Here is a 22,278-nt window from a genome sequence, read left to right as displayed (position 1 = left end):
CGATGTCCTGCACGTGGTGGAGGCCCCGTGGCCGATAAGCTCGTTCTTTGTTGTCGGCTCCCCGGGGCCGGGATGCCTGCGCGCGGGCGCGGGTACCTCGAGCGCGCGCGTGCCATCATCGTGCGCGCCGAAGCGAGAGGAGCGTCTCTCGTCGCGTGGGGGAACGCGCGCCTCTACTTCGCGTTCGATCCGCTCTCGATCGACGACGTCGTGGCGCTCGTCACGAAGCCGGGCGAAGAGGGGCGCCCCGGCGAGGAGCGGTTCGCGTTCGGTGTGGCGCAGGGCTCCCTCGAGCTGCTCGAGTCCGACGGGTCTCGCGCCGATCTCTCGTGGGGGCACGCGCTCGTCGCGGCCGGCGCGTTGGCGATGGCGGCACGCCCGGGGCAGGTGCTCTTCGCGGATCGGGTGAAGGCCGTGCGCTCCGGAGACCTCGTGCTCCGCGGTGGGCGCTACGCCGAAGAGGCGGGCCTGCGGATCCGGGGCCTCTTGCTCGACGAACGCCAGCCGTGGAAGCGCGACGCGATCACCTCGCTGTCGAGGCTCGTCGAGCCTGCGCTCGAGGGCGCCGAGGGCGACTCGAACCTCGTCGTAAAACCGGGTGGTTACGCGATCTTGCATGCGGCTCGGGGGCTCGGTGGGTCGCGCCGGCTCCGCGAGCTCGGGTCGCTCTATGGTGGGCGCGCGCTCGTCGTGCGGCCCTCGGGTGGAGGCAACGAGCCCCTCGGGGCGCTTCGCCGCGCCGTGGCCCTCGAGGTCGCGCGGGACCTGCCTCCGGCGCTCGCCGCGCACGCTTCGGCGCTCGAGTCGCTCCTCTCGGCCGAGCCTCTCTCTCTGGAGGTCGCGCAAGACCTGGTGGTGGCGCTGCTCGCCCCGCGCGCGGGTGGTGATGCTCCCGGAGTCGTCCTCGTCGACGACGCGGAGCTCGTCGATCGCGAGACCCTCGAGGTGCTCGGGGGAGCCGTTCGTGCCGGGCCACTCCCCGCGGTCCTGCGGATGCAGCCCGGAGCCGATGCGCCTTCGGCCTTCGCCAAGGGGCCACCCTCGGCGACGACCACTCTCGCCAAGCTCGCGCCCGAGGCGAGCCTCGCGCTCGCTCGTGGGTTCACGGCCGGCATGCTCGACGACGAAGGTGCCCGCTTGTGGTCGCGCCTCGGCGACGGCACGCCGCTCGGTGTGCTCGAGGCGCTGAGCCACGGCCTCCACAGCACCGAGCTCGCGTGGATCGGCGAGCACGCGTTCCCGCGCCGGAAGGTCTCGGGGCGGGGAAAACCACGTCCCGCGGGCCACTTCGTCACGCTGCGGGCGCACCAGGTCAGCCCCGCGGCGCGCGCTTTGCTCGCGACGGTCGCGCTCCTCGGCGGCGAAGCCAAGGTCGAGACGCTCTCTCGGGTCCTCTCCGCGGCCGAACAGCCGGGCGCCGTAGAGCCGCTCGCGCAGGAGCTCGGCCGCTCGCGCTGGCTCGTCGTCCCCGAGCCCGGGTGGGTCGCGCTCCCGAGCCGCACGCACGTCGAATCGCTCGTGTCGATCTTGGAGCCTCCCGTGCTCGCTCAGCTGCGGCGCGCGCTCGGCGCGGTGCTCGAGTCGGAGCCCGGGTTCACGAAGCTCGAGGCGCTCCCTCACGCGCTCGCCGAGGGGGACCTCGAGCGCGCGCGTCGCGTCGTCGTGTCGGTCGGGCTCGCGCTACGGCAGGCCAAGCTGACCGCGTGCGAGGCACGTCTGCGTTCGCTCGTCGGCCTCCCCGATGCCGACCCGAAAGAGTCGACGGACGAGCACACCCAGCCCGGAGCACGAGGGAGCACCGCCTCGAAGCCACCACCCGCTCCGGCCGTCGCGGCCCGTCCCGACGCGCGCCCCGAGCCCGATCCCGTCGAGCCCGCCCCGGAGAGCGAGCCCACGTTCGTGCTGAAGGCCCGTGTGGGCTCGGGAGAGCTCCCGGCCAGCGAAGGAAAGGCTCCCACGCAGCAGAACCCGCCGTCGTTCGCCAAGAGCGACGCGCCGCCGGACTCGGAGCCTCCGACCATCGCCGAGAACGTGCCCCAAATCGGTAACCTCGCGCATCTGCAGAAGAAAGCGGTGGGCGCGGCATCGGAGGTGCCTGCTCGAGCGGCGCCAGCGCCGGCGCCGGTGCCGGCCCCCGTGTCGTTGGCGGATCGGATGAAGGCCGCGATCCTCTCGTCGAACCATGACGAGCTCGAGAGGCTGCTCTCGGCCGGCCACGACGGCGGTCACGACGTGTTCGCCGAGCGCGTCCGTGCATTGTCTCGGCTGAAGCGCGGAGAGATCGGCGACGCCTTGCGTGTCCTTCGTCGTGTTCGGCACCCGCCCGACGCGAGCCCCTCCGCGCGCTGCCAATCGGCTCTGGCCCTCGGCATCGCCTACGCGGCGGCGGCACGGTACGAAGAGTCGCTGCTCGAGGGGCTCACGGCTCTCGCGCGTGCCCGTGAGGGCGCCGACCCTCGGGGCGTGCACGCGAGCCTCGCGTTCCTCGCGCGCCTCTACCACGCGATGGCGCGGCCCGAAGAGGCGTCACGGCTCCGTGAGGCTGCCACGGACATCACGATCGCGCAGTGACGGCGGCCCTCGTCGCGAAGAGCTCGGCGAGCGGATCGTAGAGCCCCTCGCCCACGAGCTCGCCATGCGAGAGCCTCGACAGCGCGACGGTGAGGGCCTCGTCGGTGGCGACACGAAGGCCGACCGCCAGGGCTTCGGCGACGAGCGTCTCGGCCCCGCGGCCGACGGCCTTCCGCACGAGCCGCGGCGCCGGATCGAGCTCGGGTGTCCACGAGACGACGATGGCCGTGGCCCCATGGCTGATGCACGCCGAGGTCTCGGCGGGGAGGCCCGAGAGGGGAATCTTCGAGAAGATCTGCTCGGCGACCCGCCTTCGCGCCGCCTTCACCTCGGGGTCACCCTCACCCGCACGACGCTCGTCGTCGACCTCGCGCGGGGTCATGCGGAGGCGGGCGCGATGGGCCTTGTGCGCGACGAAGGTGCTGCCCACGGCGGAGACGAGCACCGCGAGCGAGACCCACGCGAGAGGCCTCGTCGCGAGCGCCTCGAGCCGCGTCAGGTCGCCGTGGAGTGAGGGGGTGGAAACGTGCGCGGCCGGGAGCGCCAGAGCACGGAGCAGGCCGAGCGCGAGCGCGACCGCGACGGTTGCGGCGACGGCGCCGCGCGCGACACGGCCCCCGAGTCCCGCTGTTCCACCGCCACCCCGAGGGCCGGAGAAGAGCCGCGCCGGGGCGAACCCGAACTTGGTCTCGACGAGCGTTGCCAAGGCTGCCACGAGGGCCGCGACGAGGACGAAGGGCCCGACGAGGGCCATGGTTTGCGCGAACGCGAGCATCGCCTCCCGACCGGAGACGGCGGGGGCCTCGAGCTTGGCGACGTCGATGGCGGCCCCGATCCGGGCGCGGGCCTCGCTCACGATCGCGGCGGCGAGGGGAGGGACGAGGGCGAGCCCGACGAGCCATGCGAGCGCCGAGCCGATGGCCCCCGAGGCCCCGAAATCGCCTTCCCTCCGCGCCCGCTCGAGGCGCCTCGGGGTGGGCTCGAGCGAGCCCTCGCTCATGCCTTCTTGGCGGCGAGGGCGGCCTCGCGTCGACCTTCGAGGACGAGCTCGTAGAGGCGTTGCACGAGCTCCTTCATGCCCTCGTGGGTGGCCGCCGACACGAGGTGGAGCTTGATCTTCTTCTTGGCGAAGCGCGCACGAAGCTCGGGGTAGGCCTCTTTCACTTCGGGGAGGTCGGCCTTCGCGAGCGCCACGATCGTGGGGCGCTTGGCCAGCTCCGGATCGAACGTCCGGAGCTCCTTCTTGAGCGCGTCGTAGTCGGCGACCGGATCACGGCCCTCGCCAGGATCGAGCGTCACGAGGTGGAGGAGCGCGCGCGTGCGCTCGACGTGCTTCAAGAAGCGGTGGCCGAGGCCCGCGCCCTCGGCCGCGCCCGGGATGAGGCCGGGGATGTCGGCGATGACGAAAGAGGCCTCGTCGTCGATGCGCACGACGCCGAGGTGAGGGACGAGCGTCGTGAAGGGGTAGTCGGCCACCTTGGGGCGCGCGCGAGAGACGGCGCGCACGAACGTGGATTTCCCGACGTTCGGGAACCCGAGGAGCCCGACGTCGGCCAGCACCTTGAGCTCGAGCCGAAAGGCGCGTTCTTCTCCCGGCTCGCCCGGCTCGGCGCGACGCGGGGCGCGATCCTGCGCGGTCGCGAAGTGGATGTTCCCGCGCCCTCCGCGCCCGCCTTTGGCGACGACCGTGTCGACCTCGCCCTCGGTGAGATCGAAGAGGAGCTCGCCCGTGTCGGCGTCGAACACCTGCGTTCCGACGGGGACGCGGCAGACGAGGTCCTCGGCGCCGCGGCCGTAGCAGTCGGAGCCGTGGCCGTTCTCTCCGTCCTTCGCCCGCAGCGAGTGGGCGTAGGTGAGGTCGAGCAGCGTGGAGAGGCCCGAGTCGGTCCGGAAGACGACGTCGCCACCGCGCCCGCCGTCGCCCCCGGCGGGGCCCCCGAACGGGACGTACTTTTCCCTCCGGAACGCGATGGCGCCGTTGCCGCCTCGCCCCGCGTGGACCTTCACTTCGCAAACGTCGACGAACTTCACGAAACGCCTTACTTTCGGCGGGTTTGGCCGCACCCGTGGCCACGGGTGCGCTCCGCGTGGCCGTTTCTTACTGCGAAGGTGGCCCGGCTTTCCAGCTAAGATGCGGCCCACGCGATGAAAGACGTGCTCGTCCGGTTCGGGGTCGCCATGGAAAACACGCTCCTCACCGAGCTCGACGCCCTCGTCGAGGCCCGAGGGACGACCCGCTCCGAGATCCTGAGGGATCTCGTGCGCGCCGAGGTGTCGAAGCAGAAGGTGCGCAAGGGCGAGCCGTGCGTCGCGGCGCTCACGCTCGTCTACGACCATCACGTGCGCGACCTCACGGAGAAGCTCACCGAGGTTCAGCACGGCCTCGGGGACGCGGTGCGTTCCACCATGCACGTCCACCTCGACGACGACCACTGCCTCGAGGTCATCGTCATGCGCGGGGCCGCCGACGTCGTGAAGGGCGCGGCCCACAAGATGCTCGCGACGCGCGGGGTGAAACAAGGCGGGCTCGAGATGGTGACCGACGTCGCGCGGAAAGGCACCGGGCACGCTCACGTGCACGAGCACGACGGCCATACGCACGCGCACGCCCACGATCACCCCCACGACCACCCTCACGATCACGCGCATTCGCACGCGCACGATCACGCGCACGGGGAGGGCTCGGTGGCCGCGGTCGCTCGACGTCCCAAGTCGTCCGCGGCGCGCGACACGCCTCCGAAACGCGGAGGGAAAGGGAGCGCCGGGCCGAGCGGTCACGCAGGTGGGCCACGTCCCTCGAAGAGGCGCGCATGACCACCATTCACCACCTCGACTGCGGCACCATGTGTCCCTTCGCGGGGGGCGCGTTCGGAGGGGCTCTCGCGCCCGAGCGGCTCGTCGCGCACTGCCTGCTCGTCGAGCGTGCCGATGGCCTCGTCCTCGTCGACACGGGCTTCGGCACGGAAGACATCGAGCGCCCCCGAGAGCGGCTCGGGTCCCTTTTCCTCGGCTTGACCCGCCCACGGCTCGCGCGCGAAGAGACCGCGCTCGCCCACGTCGAACGGCTCGGATTCGACCGGAGGGACGTGCGCGACATCGTCGTCACGCACCTCGACCTCGATCACGCCGGCGGGCTCTCGGACTTTCCCGACGCGACCGTCCACGTCTACGAGCCCGAGCACCACGCGGCGATGGACGGGCCCACGTTGGCAGAGCGACGACGCTACCGCGCGCTCCAGCTCTCCCACGGGCCGAAGTGGCGGCGTTATTCGCTCGAGGGGGACACGTGGCGTGGCCTCGGCGCCGTGCGTGCGCTCTCCGACGACGTCCTGCTCGTGCCCACGGTCGGCCACTCCCGCGGGCACGTCGCCGTCGCCGTTCGGGACGGGGAGGGCTACCTCCTCCACGCTGGGGACGCCTACTTCCACCACGAAGAGATGGCCGCGTCCCCGAGGTGCCCTGCGGGTCTCCGCGCGTTTCAGTCGCTCGTCGCGTTCGACGATCGGCTGCGCGTCCAAAACCAAGCGGTCCTGCGCGACATCGCCCGGGATCACGCGGACGTGCGCGTGTTCTCGGCGCACTCCGAGCACGAGCTCCTCGCCCTACGCCGAGAGCGAGCGGCGCGCGAGGCGGCCTGAAATGCCTTAGCTTCTAGCTACTTACAGCCGTGGGGCCGCGATCGAGCGGGGCACGCCCGACCGCATCAGGGCGCTCGACATGAGCTCGGCCACCGACCACACGTCTTCTTTCGGGAGCTTCTGGCTGCCGGGGTGCGAGTCGGTGCCGCGGATCGACGCGAACACGCCCGACGCCCGCAGCTTCTCGAGAGACTCACCGGGGAGCACGAGGTGGCTCGCGACCGCGTGCACGCGCGCAGCGCCCGCTTGGAGGTAGGCGCGACCGGCCTGGATGAGCGACGAGCCGGTTCGGATCATGTCGTCGTACACGACGACGTCCTTGCCGCGGACATCCGCGTTGATCCCCGTGACCGCGAGCGCACCCGATGACGAGTCGCGGGTCTTGTAGACGAAGGCCGGCTCCACATCGAGCGTGCGCGCGAGGCTCTGCACCCACTTCGCGCGCCCTGCGTCGGTGGCGCCGAGCACGAACGGGGTCGAGCCCATGGTGCGCCGCACGAGCTCGGTGACGATCGGAGCGCCGTAGAGGTGATGGGTGACGTGCTCGTCTTGGAAGTAGAACTCGATGCCGTCCGTGTGGAGGTCGAAGAGGTAGACGCGCGAGCCGCCCTCGCACCCGGGGATCGACGACACGAGCCGCGCGCGGGTCTTGGCCGTGACGACCTCGCCGGGGTACACGGCGCGCTCCATGGTGCCGTAGCCGAAGTACGGCATCACGATGTCGAGCGAGCGCGCCCCGGCCCGCGAGATGGCGCAGCCGAGGTCGTAGATCTCGAGCCAATCGAGATCGCTCGGGGTACCACCGAGCAGCACCACGTCGCGCCCCCAGGCGTCCGAGAGCAAACGAAGGTAGCGTTCGCCGTCGGGGAAGGTCTTTCGCTCGATGGCGCCCAGCTCGAAGTGCCCTTCGGCGAGGAACGCGGGCTCGAGGTACTTGTACGAGGCGATCGTATAGAGGAGCTTCTTGGCCATAGGTCCTTCGGGGCGTGAAAGAGGCGTGCGCGACGACCCGGCATCGTCGCTCGTTTCGTCGGCCTCGGGAAGGCGCGTTCGTGCGAGGTCAGCTCGCGCGGCCGACCGAGCCCGGCGGGAGCACCGAGGCTCGCGTGGCGAGGGCGTCGTCGGTGGGGCGATGGGACGCGTCCAGCGGCGCGCGGGAGGCTCGGATCGTGGCCGCCACCTCGCGTGCTTGGCGGATGCACTCCGGGATCCCGATGCCGTCGTACCCGTTGCCGGCGACGTAGAGCCCGGGAAAGCTCGCGAGGTGCTTTCGGAGCTCCGCCATCCGCGCGAGGTGACCGACGCGCGGCTGAGGGCTCGCCTTGTTGTATCTAAATGTGCGGAAAAACAGAGGTTTTCCAGAAATCTTGAGGAACGCGCCCAGCTCGGCTTCGGCGAGGCGAGCGAGCTCGTCGTCGGGCATCGTGAGGAGATCTTCGCGCCCATCGCCGCCGAAAAACACACGGAGGAGCGCTTGTCCGCCGGGGACGCGGTTTTCCCACTTCGATCCGATCCACGTGCTCGCGAGCGCCGCGCGCCCCGACGATCGCGGGACGATGTACCCCGACGCATCGAGCGGGTGGTCGATGTCTTTGCGCTTGTACGCGAGGAACACGGTGGCGGTGGACGAGTAGTCGAAGCCGTCGAACGCCGGGCCGAACGCGGGATCGAGCGGCTCCAGCAGGGGCTTCGTGGCGTGCGCCGGGCCCGTGAGCACGACGTGGTCCGCGAAGATCCGAGGCCGACCTCGGACGAAGACACGGAACCGTCCGCGCGGATCTCCGGGCTCGGTCGCGGTGATGGCGAGCGCCTTCGTGTCGGTGAGGATTTCGGACGAGATGCGGTGCGCGAGGTTCACCACGAGATCGCCCATGCCACGCTTCAGCGACAGGAACGCCGAGCCTCCGCCCGACTTCGACGCCGACGCCGCGCGCCGCGCGGCCATCTGCTTGCGCATGGCCACGATGAGAGAGCCATGCTCGCGCTCCGCGGCGACGAGCTGAGGGAACGCCGCGCGGATCGAGATCGCGTCGGCCTCTCCCGCGAAGATGCCTCCGAGGAGGGGGCCCGCGAGGCGATCGGCTAGCTGGTCGCCGAAACGCCGCTGGAGAAAGCTCGACACCGTCTCGTCGTCGCGATCGCCGTGGAAGATGCGGCGGGGCACGACGAGCTCGAGGCCCATGCGGAGCTTCGCGTCCCACGTGAAGAGCTCGGACTCCACGATCGGGCGCACCTCCGTGGGCACGCCGAGCATCACGCCCTCGGGCATCGGGTGGAGACGCCCCTCGTGCGCGATGTAAACCTTGCGGTTCTCGGGGATGGTGGCGATGAGCTCGTCGCCGAGGCCGAGCTCCTTCGCGAGGGCGGTCGCGTAGGGCTTCGTCGCGACCCACGAGTCGGGGCCACCGTCGATGGTGAAGCCCTGATGCGTCTGCGTGACGATGTTCCCGCCGAGCCTCGACGAGGCCTCGAGCACCACGACGTCGACGTCGTCCCCCGCTTTTTCGAGAGCATAGGCCGTCGTAAGGCCGGTGATGCCTCCCCCCACGACGACCACTCGCTCTTTTCGTTTCATGCAGGTCCGGGGGCTTGGTCGGTGGAGGTGCGTGGGAGAGCGAGGTAGGGCGAGATCACGGCGACCAGCGCGTCGATGAACGTGTCGTCGGCGTTGAGCGAGGCCGTCCGCGAGAGCACGAGCCCGAGCTCTTCGGCCCACGCGCGCGCTTCGATATCCAGATCGTAGAGGATCTCCACGTGGTCGGCCAAAAAGCCGATCGGGGCGATCACGACCCGCTTCGCCCCGCGGGCCTTCTCGTGCTCGAGCGCCTTCCGCAGGTCCGGACCCATCCACTCGACCGGACGCCCGCCCGGACCCTGGCTCATGCCCTGACTCTGGAAGCACACCGAGGTCATCCCGGGACGTACACGGACGGCGGCGTCGACGAGCTCGACCGAGGCCCTGAACTCGGCCTCGTACGGATCGCCGGCGCGCACCACGGCGACGGGGAGGCTGTGCGCGGTGAACACGACCGAGGTCGTGGCGAGCTCGTCGGCGGGGATCTCGCGGAGCGCGCGCTCGACGCGGTCGGCGAACACGCGGACCAAGCGCGGCTCGCGCCCGTAGTTCGCCGGCCCGACGACCGGCGTCTCGGGCCTCGAGGACTCCCGCACGGCCGCGCGCACAGCGTCGACGTAGAGCGGCGCCGAGTGCTGCGCCAGCGGGACCACGACGAGCTCGTCGACCCCGAGGGCAAAGAGCTCGTCGATGGCCTGACGAGGGTAGGGCGCGAAGAGGCGCCCGCAGGCCCGGGCGGGGAGCGCGGTCGCGACGGCGAGCTTCTCCGCGACCGCGCGCGTCGTGTCGTTGAGAGGCGATTTCCCGCCGATCGCACGGTACCGGCGGGTCACCTCGTCGACGAGCTCTTGGGGGGGAGCGTGGCCCCTCCGGATGTTCGTCAAGAACGCGGGGATGTCGTCGAGCGAGTCGACCGTGCCGTGAGCGATGACGACGAGACCTTGGGGCATGACGTTCCTTTCGCGCGGTTCAGCGCGCGGACGTTCGATGCACGAAGTCGACGACGGCTTTCACGGTGTCGACCGGCGTCCCCGGCAAGATGCCGTGACCGAGGTTGAAGATGTGCCCCGGCCTGCCCGCAGCGGCCTCGAGGACACGCGCGGCGTGTTTCTCGGCGACCTCGCGCGGCGCGAAGAGCACCGTCGGGTCGAGGTTCCCTTGGACGCCCCGGTCGTGGCCGATGCGCTCCCAGCCCTCGGCGAAGGGCGTTCGCCAGTCGAGCCCGAGCACCGTGCCGCCCGCCCGCCGCTGGAGGTCGAGCAGGTGGTAGGTCCCCGTGCCGAAGTGGATCACCGGAACTCCCAACGATTCCACGTCTTTGAGGATGTGCGACACGTGGGGAAGGATGTGCTCCTCGTAGTCGGCGCGGGAGAGCTGGCCGACCCACGAGTCGAAGAGCTGGATGGCGTCGGCGCCGGCGGCGACCTGCGCGCGGAGGAAGCGGCGAACGACCTCGGAGAGCTTGCCCATGAGGGTCTTGAAGGTCTCGGGCTCGGCGTACATGAGCGTCTTCGTCTTGGCGAAGTGCGCGCTCTTTCCGCCCTCGATGAGGTAGCTCGCGAGGGTGAAGGGCGCTCCGGCGAACCCGATGAGGGGCACCTTCAGCTCTTTCTTGAGCATGCGAATGGCGTCGAGAACGTAGCCGAGGCCCTCGTCCGGCTCGATGACCCGCAGCGCGTCGACGTCGGCCTTCGTGTGCACCGGCTTGTGCACGACCGGGCCCTCGCCCTTCGCGAAGTCGAACGGCGCTCCCATGGGCTCGAGCGGGAGCAAGATGTCGGCGAAGAGGATCGCCGCGTCCATGCCGTGCACCATCGGCTGAAGCGTGACCTGGGTCGCGAGCTCCGGGTTTTTGCACAGCTCGAGCATCGAGTGCTTCTCGCGGAGCGCGCGGTACTCCGGCATGTACCGACCCGCCTGGCGCATCATCCACACGGGGGTTCGTTCGGTCGGCTCGCGCCTGCACGCACGGAGAAAGAGGTCTTGTTTCATCGCGGGGAGCCTATCAGCCCGCACGCGCGGGCTTCAACGTGGTGCGCGGAGGCGCGAGGGGAGGGGCCTACTTCGTGAGGAAGTAGGCGGCGAACGCGATCACGGCGACCGCCACGATGGCCGCGATGGGCCACGGGAAAGGGGTCTCGGGCTTCGCGAGCGCCTTGGGCTCGGCCGACTTGCTCGCGCCGTCGTTCGAGCGGGGGGCGACGGGGGCGGCCTCGACGACGTTCGGTTTGGGCTTCGGTGTGGCCTTCGTGGGAGCCGCCTTGCTCGGCGCGGCCTTGACCACCTCGGAAGCCGCCTTCGGGGCCTCGGCTTTGGGCTTGGGCTCGGGCTCGGCGCGGTGGGCAGGGCGCCCTTTTTTCTTCTTTTGGGCCGCGGAGACGGCCTCGGCCTTGGCCTTTTGCTTGTCGCGTTTGGCCTCGGCCTTGCGCTTGTTCCGCTCTTTTTTGGCGTCCTTGCGGCCGTCGTCGACGGTGGGGCTCGTGACCACGGTCGTCGCTGCCTTCTTGGCCGCGATCTCGAGGGCGAGGTTTCTCGACGTCGCGTCGGGGGAGCGCGACTCGGGCGCCGCCGCGGCGGCATGGCCCTTCGCCTCGGCGTCCGCGCGCTTGGCCTTCTCCGCAGCCTTCCTGTCGGCCGCAGCCTTCCTGTCCGCGGCGGCTTTTTCGGCGGCGGCCTTTTCGGCAGCGGCCTTGTCGGCAGCGGCCTTGTCGGCAGCGGCCTTTTCGGCAGCGGCCTTTTCGGCGGCGGCCTTTTCGGCGGCGGCCTTTTCGGCAGCGGCCTTGTCGGCAGCGGCTTTTTCGGCGGCGGCTTTTTCAGCAGCGGCTTTTTCGGCAGCGGCCTTTTCAGCGGCGGCTTTTTCAGCGGCGGCTTTTTCGGCAGCGGCCTTGTCGGCGGCGGCTTTTTCGGCAGCGGCCTTGTCAGCGGCAGCCTTTTCAGCGGCGGCTTTTTCGGCGGCGGCCTTTTCGGCAGCGGCCTTTTCGGCAGCGGCCTTTTCGGCGGCGGCTTTTTCAGCAGCTTCTGCCGCGGTTTTTTCGGCGGCTGCTTTTTCGGCGGCGGCCTTGTCAGCGGCAGCCTTTTCAGCAGCGGCCTTTTCAGCAGCGGCCTTTTCGGCGGCGGCTTTTTCAGCAGCTTCTGCCGCGGCTTTTTCGGCGGCGGCTTTTTCAGCGGCGGCCTTTTCAGCGGCAGCCTTTTCAGCAGCTTCCGCAGCAGCCTTTTCAGCGGCGGCCTTGTCGGCGGCGGCCTTGTCGGCAGCTTCCGCAGCGGCCTTGTCAGCGGCGGCCTTGTCAGCGGCAGCCTTGTCGGCGGCAGCCTTGTCGGCGGCGGCCTTGTCGGCGGCGGCCTTGTCGGCGGCGGCCTTTTCAGCGGCAGCCTTTTCTGCAGCTTCTGCCGCGGCTTTTTCAGCGGCGGCCTTTTCAGCAGCTTCCGCGGCGGCCTTGTCGGCAGCGGCTTTTTCAGCGGCAGCCTTTTCAGCAGCTTCCGCGGCGGCCTTGTCGGCAGCGGCCTTGTCGGCGGCGGCCTTTTCGGCAGCCGCTTTTTCGGCAGCAGCCATCGCGGCGGCCGCCTCGTTCACGTCCGGGGTCGAGCCCCAGCCCGACTCGAGCGTCTCGAGCGCGATCGCCGAGGAGCCCTCGGGCTTCGGCACAGTCGTCGAGATGCGAGGCATCTCGAACTCCCACCCGTCCTCGAGATCCTCGAGGTCTTCCTCTTTTTCAGGCTCGCTCACGGCGCCGTGCTAGTCGCGGACGACCGAGCGCGCAAGGCCGAGTTGGGGCGGGACGCCCGGAGCGCGCCTTGGCTCGCGGTGGCGCCACACTTTCCGTGAGACGTAACTTTGTTTCGTGATTTCGGCAGGTTGGCGCCGTAGAGAGCGTCTCGTGGGGCGCTTCGCCCCGCGGCCGCGCCCCGGGATTCGTAGGAGCGGACCCACGTCCGGAGCTCGCCAATCTCCGTGCGAAGTGGCGGCCCTTCGCGTACATTCGAGGGGCCCGAATGCTTCGTTCGTCGTCGGCTTCGCTTGCCAGGCTCTCTTGGTACACCCCCCTTCGGTCGAGGTGGGGCGCCTTCGCGTTCGTGGCCTGTGCGCTCGTCGCGCAAGCGTCGCCCGCGGAGGCCTTCTGCCGCAACACGACCTGCAAGGACACCGACAAGAAGACCTGCCTCAAGGACGACAAGGGCTGCACGACCGAAGGAAACGCCCTCTTCTGGCCGACCTCCTGCATCGAGTTCCACATGAACGAGCAGGGGACCCAGTTTCTCGACCTTCGTGAGACTCGCACGGCGATCATGAAGGCCTTTCGCTCGTGGAGCGCGGTCGACTGTGGCGGCGGCAAGCAGGCGAGCATGACCTTCGTCGCCAAAGAAGACGTGGCCTGCAAGAAGGCCGAGTACAACCGCGACGGCAAGAACGTGAACGTGGTGCTCTTCCAGGACAGTGACTGGAAGTACCGCGGCATCGACGGAACCCTCGCGAAGACGAGCACCACCTTCGACACCGACACCGGCGAGATTTTCGACGCCGACATCGAGGTCAACACGGCCTTCAACAAGGTCACGGTGACCGACACCGCCGGTCAGATTCAATACGATCTCCAGGCGATCCTGGCGCACGAGGTGGGTCACTTCCTCGGCATCGGCCACTCCGAGAACGAGCGCGCGACCATGTACGCCCGCTACGTACCCGGGACGACCGAGATCCGTCAGCTCAATCAAGACGACAAGGACGCCGTGTGCGCGGCCTACCCACCGAACAACGGCGTCGCCTGCAACCAGGAGCCGCGCGGAGGCTACAGCGCCACCTGCGACGGCACCCCCGCAGCCGACCCCGAGACGAGCTGCGCGGCCGCCGGGGACCCTGCGCGCGGGAGCTCGGACCCTCGATGGGCGCTCGCCCTTGCAGGCTCGATGGTCGTGATCTCCCTTGGACGCCGGGGCCTTGGGCGTCGTCTTACTTCGGAGCGCGCTTCATGAAACCGAATGTCTTGTTCGCCCTTGGATTCGCGGCCCTCGTGACGGGCGTGTCGGTGCTCGGAGGGGGCTGCTCGAGCACCACCGAGACCCCTGACGGCGGCACGGGCAAGAAGGTCTGCACTCCGGGCTCGTACGTGTTCTGCCGCTGCGCCAGCGGAGAAGACGCGACGAAGCTCTGCAACGAGGACGGCGAGACCTTCGGCCCGTGCGAGCTCGGCGAGAACCGCCCCTGCACCGAGACTCCGGACCCGAACACCGGCGATGCGGCCGTCCCCCAGCCCGGCGACGCGGCGATCCCTCCGACCCCCGCGTCCGAGGCGTGCGACGGTCAGAACATCGCCCTGAACCCGAGCCAAGAGATCACCGTCAACTCGGACACGAAGCCCGCCAAAGACGACGCCAAGGGGCAGAACGCGTGCGCCGGCGGTGCAGGCGCGCCCGATCACGTCTACGCGCTCACCGTTCCGGCCACGGGCAGGCTCACCGCGACGATCGTGCCCGACAAGGCGTTCGCGCCCATGGCGTACATTCGGGCCACCTGCTCCGACGAAGCGAGCCAGTCCTCGTGCGTGGCGGGTCTCGGGCCCGGCCAGCAGGCCGTCGTGAACGCCAACGTCATCAAGGGCAAGGTCTACTACCTCGTGGTCGACGGGGCGGCCGGCCCGAACCAAGCCGGTCCCTACTCGCTCAAGCTGAAGCTCGCTCCCGGCTTCTTCTGCGGCGACGGCGACGTGAACGACGGCGAGGCGTGCGACGACGTCAACAAGACCGCCGACGACGGCTGCTCGAACGACTGCCGCAGCTTCGCGGGCAACCCGGACTCGGGCAAGTCGTGCCCCGGCCAGCCCGTGCACCTCTGGGGCGGCACGACGACCGTGAGCGGCGCCGGCACGAACGATGGCTTCCCGAGCACGTGGACAGGGCCGGGAAACGACTGCTCCGCCGTAAGCTCCGTCAATGTGGCGGGTGACCACATCTACGCCGTGACCGTGCACAAGACGGGCACGCTGACGGTGTCGACGACGGGTGCAAACTACAACGTGATCCTCAGCGCGCGTACCTCGTGCATGGACGCGGCGACGCAGGGCACGGGCATGTGCGCCAACAACGCGGGCGCCTCGGCGCCGTTCGACGAGACCATGTCGTTCGCGGTCGTGAGCGGGCGTACCTACTACGTGGGCGTCTCCGGCGGTGTCGGCGCCAAAGGCAACTACACCCTCAACTTCCGCCTCCCGTGAGCGCCATGACCCTCCGAACGAAGATCGTGGCCGCGCTCGCGACCCTCGGCGCCCTCGCCGTCGCGTGCAGCTCCGACCCGGCGACCACGCCCAAGAACGACTGCAAGCCCGGCGACGCGTACTACTGCCGCTGCTCCGATCGCGAAGAGGGCACGCGCGTCTGCAACGACGACGGCAAGACGTACGGCCCTTGCGAGCCGTGTTTTCCCATCGATCCGCCCCTCCCGGAGGAGGACGCGAGCTTCCCCGACGAGGACGTCTTCGTCCCGGGCGACGCGGGTGACGGCGGCGACGCGGGCCCATGCCCCAACGGGAAGGTCGACCCCGGCGAAGAGTGCGACGATGGCAACCGCACCGCGAACGACGGGTGCAGCGCGACGTGCACGGTGCAGGTCGGAGCGGCCTCCGGAGACAAGTGCCCGGGTGTGGCGGTCCATGTCTGGGACAAGACCGTCACGGTCGCGACCACCACCGTCGGCGCGATCGACGACTACTCGGCGTCCCCCGACTGCATGGGCGCGAACGGCTTCGGCTCGCCCGACCGGGTGTTCGCGGTGACCGCCCACAAGACCGGCATGATGCGCGTCGCCACGAGCGCGGCGAGCTTCCCGCACATGATCTACCGGGCCGACACGTGCGCCCCCGCGGGCCGCACGTTCACCCACGCCGCGTGCTCCAACGTCGCCGGCAACGCCGCCGAGTCCCTCCAGTTCGCGGCCACGGACGGCACCACCTACTACGTCGTGGTCGACGGCGGCGCCACCGGGCAACAGCAGGGCACGTTCACCATCACGTTCTCCATCCCGTGAAGGGCTCGAGCGTCGCGCTCCTCCTCTCGTTCTCGCTCACGTTCTCGCTCGGTCCGCGCGTCGCGGGGGCGCGTACGGAGGTCGAGTTCGCGTTCGGGGGCGGCACGTACGTGAAGCCTCGTGAGGCGGCTCGTGCGGGGCTCGTGGTCGTGCCCGACGCGGTCTCGCCAGGGGCGCGCGCGCCGCTCGTCGTGTTCCTTCACGGGTTGAACCAAGACGGGCCGCTCCACAAGTGGATGGGCGCCAAGGGGAACCCCGACGTCTCCGCGATGCTCTCGCGCCTGCAAGCCGAAGGCAGGGCGGCCCCGTTTCTCGTCGCCGCACCGAGCCAGACGGTGGACGCGTCCAAGCCGTGGGGCATGTGGGCAAGCTTCGATCTGTCCGATTTCGTTCAGAAAACCGAGGCTGCGCTCGGCTCGCTTGCGTCCGTCGATCGGAGCCACGTGGTGGTCCTCGCGCACTCGGGAGGCGGGTGCAACGTGCACGGGAGCGCCCTCTTGGCGGCGAGCGCAAAGGCCCCGGCCCCTTACGCGGTGGTGCTCGCGGACACGTGCTTCGACCGAGGGGTCGCCGAGACGCTGCTCTTGGCCGCGCCCTCGACACGCGTACACACGTTCTACCAAACGGCCTCGTGGGAGCGTGACTTCGAGCCGTTCCGTACGCTCTTCATGGGCACACGCGATCGCGGTCCGCGGGAGCGTTCGATGACGCACGTGCCGCTCACGGGGTACGGTTCCCACGATCGGATCCTCGCTGTCGTGGTCGATCGCGCCATCCCGGTGCTCCTCCCGAAGGTCACGGAGCCCTCGGGCGCTCGCCCGGTTGCGGGCTCGGCGGCTGCGCCGTAGCGTAGGTTTCATGCCTTGGGTCGACACGAAGCGCTTCGTCGCCGTAGGGGTGCTCGTCACGGGGCCGCTCCTTGGGTGCTCGAGCGAGCCTCACGACGCCTCGCACGACGCCTCGGCTCCGACGGGATGCGCCGCCGAGCCCCGCGCCGACGCCTTCGCGCTCGGTCTCGCCAAGACGCTCCCGAACGGTTCCGTCGTGCGCCTCGTCGCGGCGACGCCCACGCCCCCCGCCAAAGGCGACAACACGTGGACCGTGGAGATCGTCGACGCGGCCGGCAAGCCCGTCTCGGGAGCTACCGTCGCGGTCGTCCCCTTCATGCCCGACCATGGGCACGGGACGGCTGTGGCCCCCACCGTGACGCCCGAAGCAGCCCCTGGTAAGTACCTGATCTCGAAGATGAATCTGCCGATGGCAGGCTACTGGGACATCACCCTCTCGGTGACGGTCTCGGGCGCGAAGGGCGAGGTTCGGTTCGGGATCTGCATCGACGGCTGAGGCGCGCTCTCCGCGGAGGGCGTCACTTTCCGACGCACCCGAGGCCGAGGTCCGAGGTCCATCGCTTGGCCGCGCTCGTGACTTCGAGTGTGGGGACGCGCGAGGCCACGTCGGCGGCGAGGTCGCCGGACCGGACGAGCTCGTTCAAGGTGTCGACGTCGATCGCGCGCACGAAGACGCGGAACGAGACCTCGCTGGGCAAGCCCGGGACCTCGTAGGTGTGGGTGAGAGAGTGCACGTAGCGAGGGTCGCTCGGATCGTTCGTGACGGCCGGCGGCAGCGTCACGCCCGCCTTCGTTTCGGCGTCCCAGAGGAACGTCACCGGGCGACCTCGACCCTCCGCGAGGCTGCTCCCGAGCACGAGCATGCGCGGATCGGTGCGCTTCGCCTCGAAGACCGAGGTCCCCTGGGGGACCTGTCCGCTCACGAGGAGCTCCTTCGTGCCGTCCTTGGCGCGGAGCTCGACCCACACGCGGCGATCGTGGGTCGCGCCGCTCGGAAAATCGTGCCCGGAGAACGCGTTGTCCAGCGTGACGTCCACCGCGACCCCCGACGGTGAAGGGCGCACACACAGGCGCGACAAGAGCGTCGCCGAGAGCGCGGCCTCGACGCGGCGACGTTGCTCTTCGGCGTGCGGAAAAGGGGTGAGGGCGAGATCGATGCCCGGCATCGCGTGATCGTGCACGCGGCGCTCGGGCACGTCGTTCGTGCTGGCGGCCTTCCCGAGCGTGCCCTCCATGTGGCATTTCCCGCAGCCGAGCTGGGCCGGGCCGGGCTTCGCGTACACGGAGCCTTGCCACTCCGCGAACGTGCGCTCGAGGTGGAGCCCCGAAGGAGTCACCACGTCGTGGCACGCACCGCAGGCCGCCGAGGCCTCCGCGCTTTCGCGGTCGTGGAGCTCCGAGTACGAGGCGCCGTGGGGCACCGCGCCTCGGGGATCGCGGATCCCTCCGCGCATCACCCCGTCGTTCGCCGTACGGACTTGGGCGCCGTGGCTCCCTTCGACGGCGTCGAGGGTGTGGCAAAAGATGCAAGTTACACCTTTGTCACGACGGGCGAGGGTCGAGACGTCCTCGCCGCCGGTGAGGAGGCCGCGGCGAACGGCCATGGGGGCATGGCATCTCGTGCACGTGTCCGGCGGCAGGTCGGGGCGCTCGCGCCGCATGCGACGGTTCATCGCGAGGAAGACGGGATCGTCCGCGGCGTACGCGTGCATGCTGCCCTCCCACGCGCGCACGTGGCCTTCGTGGCAGCTACGGCACGTCTCCGGGTCGCGCAGCGCTTCGTCGTCGAGCTGGGGCGTGGCGGTCGTCGTCGAGCCACACGACACGACCCCCACCACGGAGGCGGCGCACACGATCGCGACGGCGAGCGCGCGCGCGAGGTGCGAGTTTTGGCCGCAGGATGCGGACGAGGCCCGGAGCACGTCTCTCTTATGCCGCGCAGGCCGCGAGAAGTCACGCGGTAGCGCCGCCTAGGCTCGGGCGGTTTACAGGTCTTTACCGCGGAAAAAGCGGCATTTCGCGCGCCCGGTCGCACACTCGTCGAACCCTCGGTGCCCACCTCGCGCCTCGCGGAACGAGCGCGCGTCGCCCAAGGGCACGCCGTCCCCTTCATGAACCCAGGAGCTTGCCCATGTGTGTTTCGACCGTCCTCACCGTCCTCGCCGCGCTCGTCGCAACCCGCATCGTCGCTCGCCTCGTGATGCGACGTTGCCATGGGGGCGGAGGTCGCTTCGGCTTCGGCCGGAGCCGCAAGATGCGTTGGCTCTTCCGTTTCCTCGACACGACCCCCGGTCAAGAGAAGGTCATTCGTAGCGCGCTCGAGGAGGCCTTCGGGCAGGCGTGGAGCGCGCGGAACGAGGCCCGCGAGCAGCGAGGCAACCTCGCCGAAGCGTTCCGCTCCGAGGCGCTCGACGGCGCGTCGTTCACCGCCGCTCGTGAGGGCGCGCGGGCCGCGTTCGAGCGCGCCGAGGGGGCCTTCGTCGAGGCCATGCGCAAGGTCCACGATGTGCTCGATCCGATGCAGCGTGAGCGCCTCGCTCGCCTCCTCGACAGCCGGTTCGGGCGCGGTCCCCTCGGTGGCGCCGGGGGCTTCGGTCCGTACCGCGGAGGCCCTGTCTCGCTCTGAGCGGAGCCATGTCTCGTGGAACCCTACGACGCGGCGCGTTCGGATCGGACGCGCCGCGTCGTCCTACGATCCCACGGATCCAAGACCATCGGCCGCTGGATCTCCTTCCCCCCGGGTGGGTGAACGTAGGGCGTAAGTACCCAGGTTCTTTCGGTGATTTCCCCTCTTCTCGCCTGGCACTGAACGCGCATACGCTGTTCGACGATGCCCTCTCTCTCCTCGCTCCGCTCGTTCGCGTTCGGGTCCTTCGTCGTGGGTCTCGTGTCGCTCTCCGCGCTCTCGGGGTGCGCTGCCGAGACCGAGACGGCCGACGAGGGCGTGGCCGGCGAGACCGAAGAGGCCATCACGGGCACCGTGAGCGCCGGCGCCACCTTGGTCGCGACACGCGCCGTGAACTTTCGCGCCACCGCGAGCACCAGCGGCCGGATCATCACCACCATCCCCGATGGCGGTCGCGTGACGGCGGTGGGGGGCTCGTCGGTGTCCGGCTTTTACAAGGTCACCTACGACGGCCAGACCGGGTACGCGTGGGGTGCGTACCTCGAGCGCGAGAACGCAGGCTCCGGCTCGACGACCCGCACGGTCACGCTCCTCTGGCAGGGAAACTGGAGCTTCCTCACCCAGTGCGACAGGTGGTCGCAAGGACGGGTCACGTTCGCCTGCCAGGACTTCCGCAACATGCCCCGCGACTTCGTCGACAACGACTACTGGCTCGCGGCGCCAGGCTCGCTCCAGGGCTCGTCGAACCGCCTCTGCGGGCGGCGCGTGCAGGTGTGCAAAGGCACGACGTGCCGCACCGCCACGGTCGTGGAGCGCTCCGTCGAGGACGCGTCGACCACCTGGGAGGGCTCGACGCGCCTCATCGAGGACCTCGGCGGCGACTCGGGCTTCTCGAGCTGCACGCGCTCGTGGGGCACCGTCACCGGCGTCACGCTCCGCTACTGAGCCGGGGAAGGTCGGCTCGCAGGAGCGCTGTTCCCTCGGCCGATAGTGACCCGTTCTTGGTAGCGTGAGGCCATGGCGAGGCTCGAGCGTGCACGCGACGAAGCCCTCCGCGCGACGACCCCGTTCCGCGCGGGAGTGCGCGTCTTCTTTTCGCGTGACGGGCGGTTCCAGTCGGGCGCCATCGCGTTCTACGCGCTCCTCTCCGCCGTGCCGCTCTCGTACCTCACGCTCGTCGTGGCCACGCTCTTCGTGTCCCGCGACGACGCGCACGCGGCCTTCGCGAGCGAGCTCGGGAGGTGGACGGGACCTAAGCTCGCCGAAGCGCTCTTTCGCTGGTCCGAGCAAGCGCGCGAGAGCCGGTCGATGAGCGTGCTCAGCCTCGTCGTGCTGCTCTACTCGGCGACACGGCTCTTCGCCGCCCTCGAGCGTGGCATCAACACGATGTGGGAGATCGACGCACCGTCCGAGGCGAAGGGCACTCTGGGCGAACGTGTGCTCCGCCAGGCCCGCACCCGAGGCCTCGCGTTCGTCGTCGTCACGCTGCTCGGCGTCGTGCTCGCGGCCGTGGTCGGGTTTCGCGCGGCGATTTCGGCGGCCGAGCGCGCGGGCGCGAAGCTCGCGGAGATCTCGCAGGTGGCGTCGTGGCTCGGGAGCCTGGCCGTCGCGACGCTGCTCTTCTTCCTTCTCTACAGCGTGCTCCCGCGGGTGCGCGCGCGGGCCAAGGAGACTCTGGGAGGAGCGTTCGTGTCGGCGTTGCTCTTCCTCGGCGGTGCCCACGTCGTCACGTCGTACGTGGCGCACAAGGGAGACGTGGGCCTCGGCGAGACGTTGCTCGTGCTTCTCTGGCTACGTTACGCCGCTCAGGTCTTCTTGCTGGGCGCGGCGGTCGTCGGGGTGGCGCTCCGCGCACGTGGGGCCCTTCCCACGCGCACCCCTCCCGTCGCGGAGCCGTGACGACGAGGGGCGGACGCTCAGGCGTGCGCTTCGGGGACGAGCAGCCGGATCGCGCGGGGCTCGACCTCGACCCGCGCCGATGGTGAAGGATCGGCCTCCTCACCGTCGATCTGAGCGAGGGGAAGCACCGGCGCGCGAAACGTGAACGTGATGCGGCGCCCTCGGAGCACCTCGGCGCGGGAGTTGCCGAGGGGATCGCGGAGCGGGTCGGGGAGGGGTTCCCTTCGTGATCGATGATGGCTTTCGCGATCCAATCGGCCTGATCCCGGAAGGGGACGATCTCGACGAGGCCGTCGTCCGCTCGTGACGTACGGTCCGGGATCCAGGCCCCGGCGTAGATCCGCGTGTTTTTCACGATGAGATCGGTGAGGTCCGAGAGCTCATGAACGACTCCGTCGACGTCGACCGTGGCGTCGAAGGTGTGGTCGCGGACGAACGTGTCGACGAAGACACGCGCGAACGCGCCGGCGTAGACGAGCTGGTCGCGGTAGAGGGCCCTAAGCGGCCCCAGCTTCTCGACGACGGCGCGATCGACGTTGCGCTCGAGCAGCACGCGCGCCGAGAGCCCCCAGCCGGCCGAGTCGAAGAAGGTGCAACGACCGAGCTCCTCGCCGTGCGCGCCCACCCGCGTGAGGTGTACGGCGTCGAGCCGCGTCTCGTGCCCGTCGGCGATGACCGCGACGTTCCGTTCGAGCGCGTCGTCGCCCGAGGCGAGACCGAAGCTCCTCCCCTGATCGTTGGCCGTGCCCGTGGGGAGCATGCCCATCGCGACGGCGTTCGCGTGGCCCGAGGCCAAGAGCGCGCAACCGACCTCACGGAAGGTCCCGTCGCCGCCCATGGCGATCACCACGTCGGGCGGGCTCGCGACGAGGGCGTCGCGGAGGGCCCCGATGGTGGCCCCGTCGGGCAACGTCGCGAACGTGGTGCAGGCGAGGCCTCGTGCGTCGAGCAGCTCGGCGGCGCGCGTGATGCGCCGCGCGTTCTGGCCGCTTTGGGCCGTCGGATTCCCGACGAGAAGTGCAGTAGATCTCATGGGTTACGCTCCAGAAACGGCACGAGGCACCTTCGGGGGAAGGCGCCTCGCGTTCGGCACCACGGCCGCGACC

General features: G+C 70.0%; 19 protein-coding genes. 10 read left to right on the top strand and 9 right to left on the bottom strand.

Features of this window, described 5'->3' with window-relative positions; translation table 11 throughout:
- Window positions 1-27 precede the first annotated feature (27 nt).
- Window positions 28-2,571 (top strand): hypothetical protein, encoded by a 2,544-nt coding sequence (locus IPK71_25440; protein MBK8217083.1) that lies wholly within the window; start codon window positions 28-30, stop codon window positions 2,569-2,571.
- Here the strand turns inward: IPK71_25440 and IPK71_25435 are convergent.
- Window positions 2,555-3,571 carry an EscU/YscU/HrcU family type III secretion system export apparatus switch protein gene (locus tag IPK71_25435; GenBank protein MBK8217082.1) on the bottom strand — a complete coding sequence of 339 codons (1,017 nt, stop codon included), beginning with the start codon at window positions 3,569-3,571 and terminating at the stop codon, window positions 2,555-2,557. The two genes, IPK71_25440 and IPK71_25435, sit on opposite strands and share 17 nt — an antisense overlap.
- Window positions 3,568-4,602 carry a GTPase ObgE gene (obgE, locus tag IPK71_25430; GenBank protein ID MBK8217081.1) on the bottom strand — a complete coding sequence of 345 codons (1,035 nt, stop codon included), beginning with the start codon at window positions 4,600-4,602 and terminating at the stop codon, window positions 3,568-3,570. Before obgE ends, IPK71_25435 begins: the two co-directional genes overlap by 4 nt.
- Window positions 4,603-4,716: 114 nt before the next feature.
- On the opposite strand from obgE, the gene nikR reads away from it, so the two are divergent.
- Window positions 4,717-5,385: a nickel-responsive transcriptional regulator NikR gene (nikR, locus tag IPK71_25425; GenBank protein ID MBK8217080.1), complete on the top strand. Its 669-nt coding sequence runs from the start codon at window positions 4,717-4,719 to the stop codon at window positions 5,383-5,385.
- Window positions 5,382-6,209, top strand: a complete 828-nt coding sequence (locus IPK71_25420; GenBank protein ID MBK8217079.1) for an MBL fold metallo-hydrolase — start codon at window positions 5,382-5,384, stop codon at window positions 6,207-6,209. The genes nikR and IPK71_25420 overlap by 4 nt, the downstream gene beginning before the upstream one ends.
- Before the next feature lie 21 nt (window positions 6,210-6,230).
- Here the strand turns inward: IPK71_25420 and IPK71_25415 are convergent, their stop codons facing one another.
- From IPK71_25415 to IPK71_25395, 5 genes are all read right to left on the bottom strand, one after another.
- Window positions 6,231-7,181, bottom strand: coding sequence for a ribose-phosphate pyrophosphokinase (locus tag IPK71_25415; protein MBK8217078.1), 951 nt, complete (start codon window positions 7,179-7,181; stop codon window positions 6,231-6,233).
- A gap of 88 nt (window positions 7,182-7,269) precedes the next feature.
- Window positions 7,270-8,784, bottom strand: coding sequence for a protoporphyrinogen oxidase (hemG, locus tag IPK71_25410; protein MBK8217077.1), 1,515 nt, complete (start codon window positions 8,782-8,784; stop codon window positions 7,270-7,272).
- A complete protein-coding gene (hemH, locus tag IPK71_25405) occupies window positions 8,781-9,734 on the bottom strand; it encodes a ferrochelatase (GenBank protein ID MBK8217076.1) in 954 nt (317 codons plus the stop codon). Before hemH ends, hemG begins: the two co-directional genes overlap by 4 nt.
- A gap of 19 nt (window positions 9,735-9,753) precedes the next feature.
- On the bottom strand, window positions 9,754-10,776 hold the full coding sequence (gene hemE / locus IPK71_25400) for a uroporphyrinogen decarboxylase (protein ID MBK8217075.1): 1,023 nt from the start codon (window positions 10,774-10,776) through the stop codon (window positions 9,754-9,756).
- Between the two features lie 67 nt (window positions 10,777-10,843).
- On the bottom strand, window positions 10,844-12,448 hold the full coding sequence (locus IPK71_25395; GenBank protein MBK8217074.1) for a histone H1-like repetitive region-containing protein: 1,605 nt from the start codon (window positions 12,446-12,448) through the stop codon (window positions 10,844-10,846).
- A 326-nt stretch (window positions 12,449-12,774) separates the two neighbouring features.
- Between IPK71_25395 and IPK71_25390 the strand changes: the two genes are divergently transcribed.
- The 5 genes from IPK71_25390 (at window position 12,775) to IPK71_25370 (ending at window position 17,143) form a co-directional block, all read left to right on the top strand.
- On the top strand, window positions 12,775-13,752 hold the full coding sequence (locus IPK71_25390; GenBank protein MBK8217073.1) for a matrixin family metalloprotease: 978 nt from the start codon (window positions 12,775-12,777) through the stop codon (window positions 13,750-13,752).
- Window positions 13,753-14,270: 518 nt separating this feature from the next.
- Window positions 14,271-14,990 carry a hypothetical protein gene (locus tag IPK71_25385; protein ID MBK8217072.1) on the top strand — a complete coding sequence of 240 codons (720 nt, stop codon included), beginning with the start codon at window positions 14,271-14,273 and terminating at the stop codon, window positions 14,988-14,990.
- 5 nt (window positions 14,991-14,995) lie between these two features.
- On the top strand, window positions 14,996-15,799 hold the full coding sequence (locus IPK71_25380; protein MBK8217071.1) for a hypothetical protein: 804 nt from the start codon (window positions 14,996-14,998) through the stop codon (window positions 15,797-15,799).
- On the top strand, window positions 15,796-16,647 hold the full coding sequence (locus tag IPK71_25375; GenBank protein MBK8217070.1) for a hypothetical protein: 852 nt from the start codon (window positions 15,796-15,798) through the stop codon (window positions 16,645-16,647). The genes IPK71_25380 and IPK71_25375 overlap by 4 nt, the downstream gene beginning before the upstream one ends.
- A gap of 10 nt (window positions 16,648-16,657) precedes the next feature.
- A complete protein-coding gene (locus IPK71_25370; protein MBK8217069.1) occupies window positions 16,658-17,143 on the top strand; it encodes a FixH family protein in 486 nt (161 codons plus the stop codon).
- A gap of 22 nt (window positions 17,144-17,165) precedes the next feature.
- Here the strand turns inward: IPK71_25370 and IPK71_25365 are convergent, their stop codons facing one another.
- Entirely contained in the window at window positions 17,166-18,569 is a 1,404-nt protein-coding gene (locus IPK71_25365; GenBank protein MBK8217068.1) for a hypothetical protein, read from the bottom strand.
- Between the two features lie 209 nt (window positions 18,570-18,778).
- Between IPK71_25365 and IPK71_25360 the strand changes: the two genes are divergently transcribed.
- Complete coding sequence (locus IPK71_25360; GenBank protein MBK8217067.1) at window positions 18,779-19,273, top strand: periplasmic heavy metal sensor; 495 nt, start codon at window positions 18,779-18,781, stop codon at window positions 19,271-19,273.
- A 204-nt stretch (window positions 19,274-19,477) separates the two neighbouring features.
- Window positions 19,478-20,218 (top strand): SH3 domain-containing protein, encoded by a 741-nt coding sequence (locus tag IPK71_25355; protein MBK8217066.1) that lies wholly within the window; start codon window positions 19,478-19,480, stop codon window positions 20,216-20,218.
- Between the two features lie 781 nt (window positions 20,219-20,999).
- Here IPK71_25355 and IPK71_25350 read toward each other — a convergent pair.
- Window positions 21,000-22,205 (bottom strand): hypothetical protein, encoded by a 1,206-nt coding sequence (locus IPK71_25350; GenBank protein ID MBK8217065.1) that lies wholly within the window; start codon window positions 22,203-22,205, stop codon window positions 21,000-21,002.
- Window positions 22,206-22,278: the final 73 nt, after the last annotated feature.

Source organism: Myxococcales bacterium (genome assembly GCA_016712525.1).
In the GTDB taxonomy this organism is placed as follows: Bacteria; Myxococcota_A; Polyangia; order Polyangiales; family Polyangiaceae; genus JAAFHV01.
The sequence above is the reverse complement of the archived record's forward strand: the minus strand, read 5'-3'. Positions and strand labels throughout refer to the sequence as shown.

Bases quoted from the DNA above. Each gene is read 5' to 3' on its own strand.
- IPK71_25395 (MBK8217074.1), bottom strand. From the start codon at position 12,448: ATGCCTCGCATCTCGACGACTGTGCCGAAGCCCGAGGGCTCCTCGGCG.
- IPK71_25370 (MBK8217069.1), top strand. From the start codon at position 16,658: ATGCCTTGGGTCGACACGAAGCGCTTCGTCGCCGTAGGGGTGCTCGTC.
- IPK71_25380 (MBK8217071.1), top strand. From the start codon at position 14,996: ATGACCCTCCGAACGAAGATCGTGGCCGCGCTCGCGACCCTCGGCGCC.
- IPK71_25360 (MBK8217067.1), top strand. From the start codon at position 18,779: ATGTGTGTTTCGACCGTCCTCACCGTCCTCGCCGCGCTCGTCGCAACC.
- IPK71_25420 (MBK8217079.1), top strand. From the start codon at position 5,382: ATGACCACCATTCACCACCTCGACTGCGGCACCATGTGTCCCTTCGCG.
- hemG (MBK8217077.1), bottom strand. From the start codon at position 8,784: ATGAAACGAAAAGAGCGAGTGGTCGTCGTGGGGGGAGGCATCACCGGC.
- IPK71_25355 (MBK8217066.1), top strand. From the start codon at position 19,478: ATGCCCTCTCTCTCCTCGCTCCGCTCGTTCGCGTTCGGGTCCTTCGTC.
- hemH (MBK8217076.1), bottom strand. From the start codon at position 9,734: ATGCCCCAAGGTCTCGTCGTCATCGCTCACGGCACGGTCGACTCGCTC.
- nikR (MBK8217080.1), top strand. From the start codon at position 4,717: ATGAAAGACGTGCTCGTCCGGTTCGGGGTCGCCATGGAAAACACGCTC.
- IPK71_25415 (MBK8217078.1), bottom strand. From the start codon at position 7,181: ATGGCCAAGAAGCTCCTCTATACGATCGCCTCGTACAAGTACCTCGAG.
- IPK71_25385 (MBK8217072.1), top strand. From the start codon at position 14,271: ATGGCGTACATTCGGGCCACCTGCTCCGACGAAGCGAGCCAGTCCTCG.
- IPK71_25390 (MBK8217073.1), top strand. From the start codon at position 12,775: ATGCTTCGTTCGTCGTCGGCTTCGCTTGCCAGGCTCTCTTGGTACACC.
- hemE (MBK8217075.1), bottom strand. From the start codon at position 10,776: ATGAAACAAGACCTCTTTCTCCGTGCGTGCAGGCGCGAGCCGACCGAA.
- IPK71_25350 (MBK8217065.1), bottom strand. From the start codon at position 22,205: ATGAGATCTACTGCACTTCTCGTCGGGAATCCGACGGCCCAAAGCGGC.
- IPK71_25435 (MBK8217082.1), bottom strand. From the start codon at position 3,571: ATGAGCGAGGGCTCGCTCGAGCCCACCCCGAGGCGCCTCGAGCGGGCG.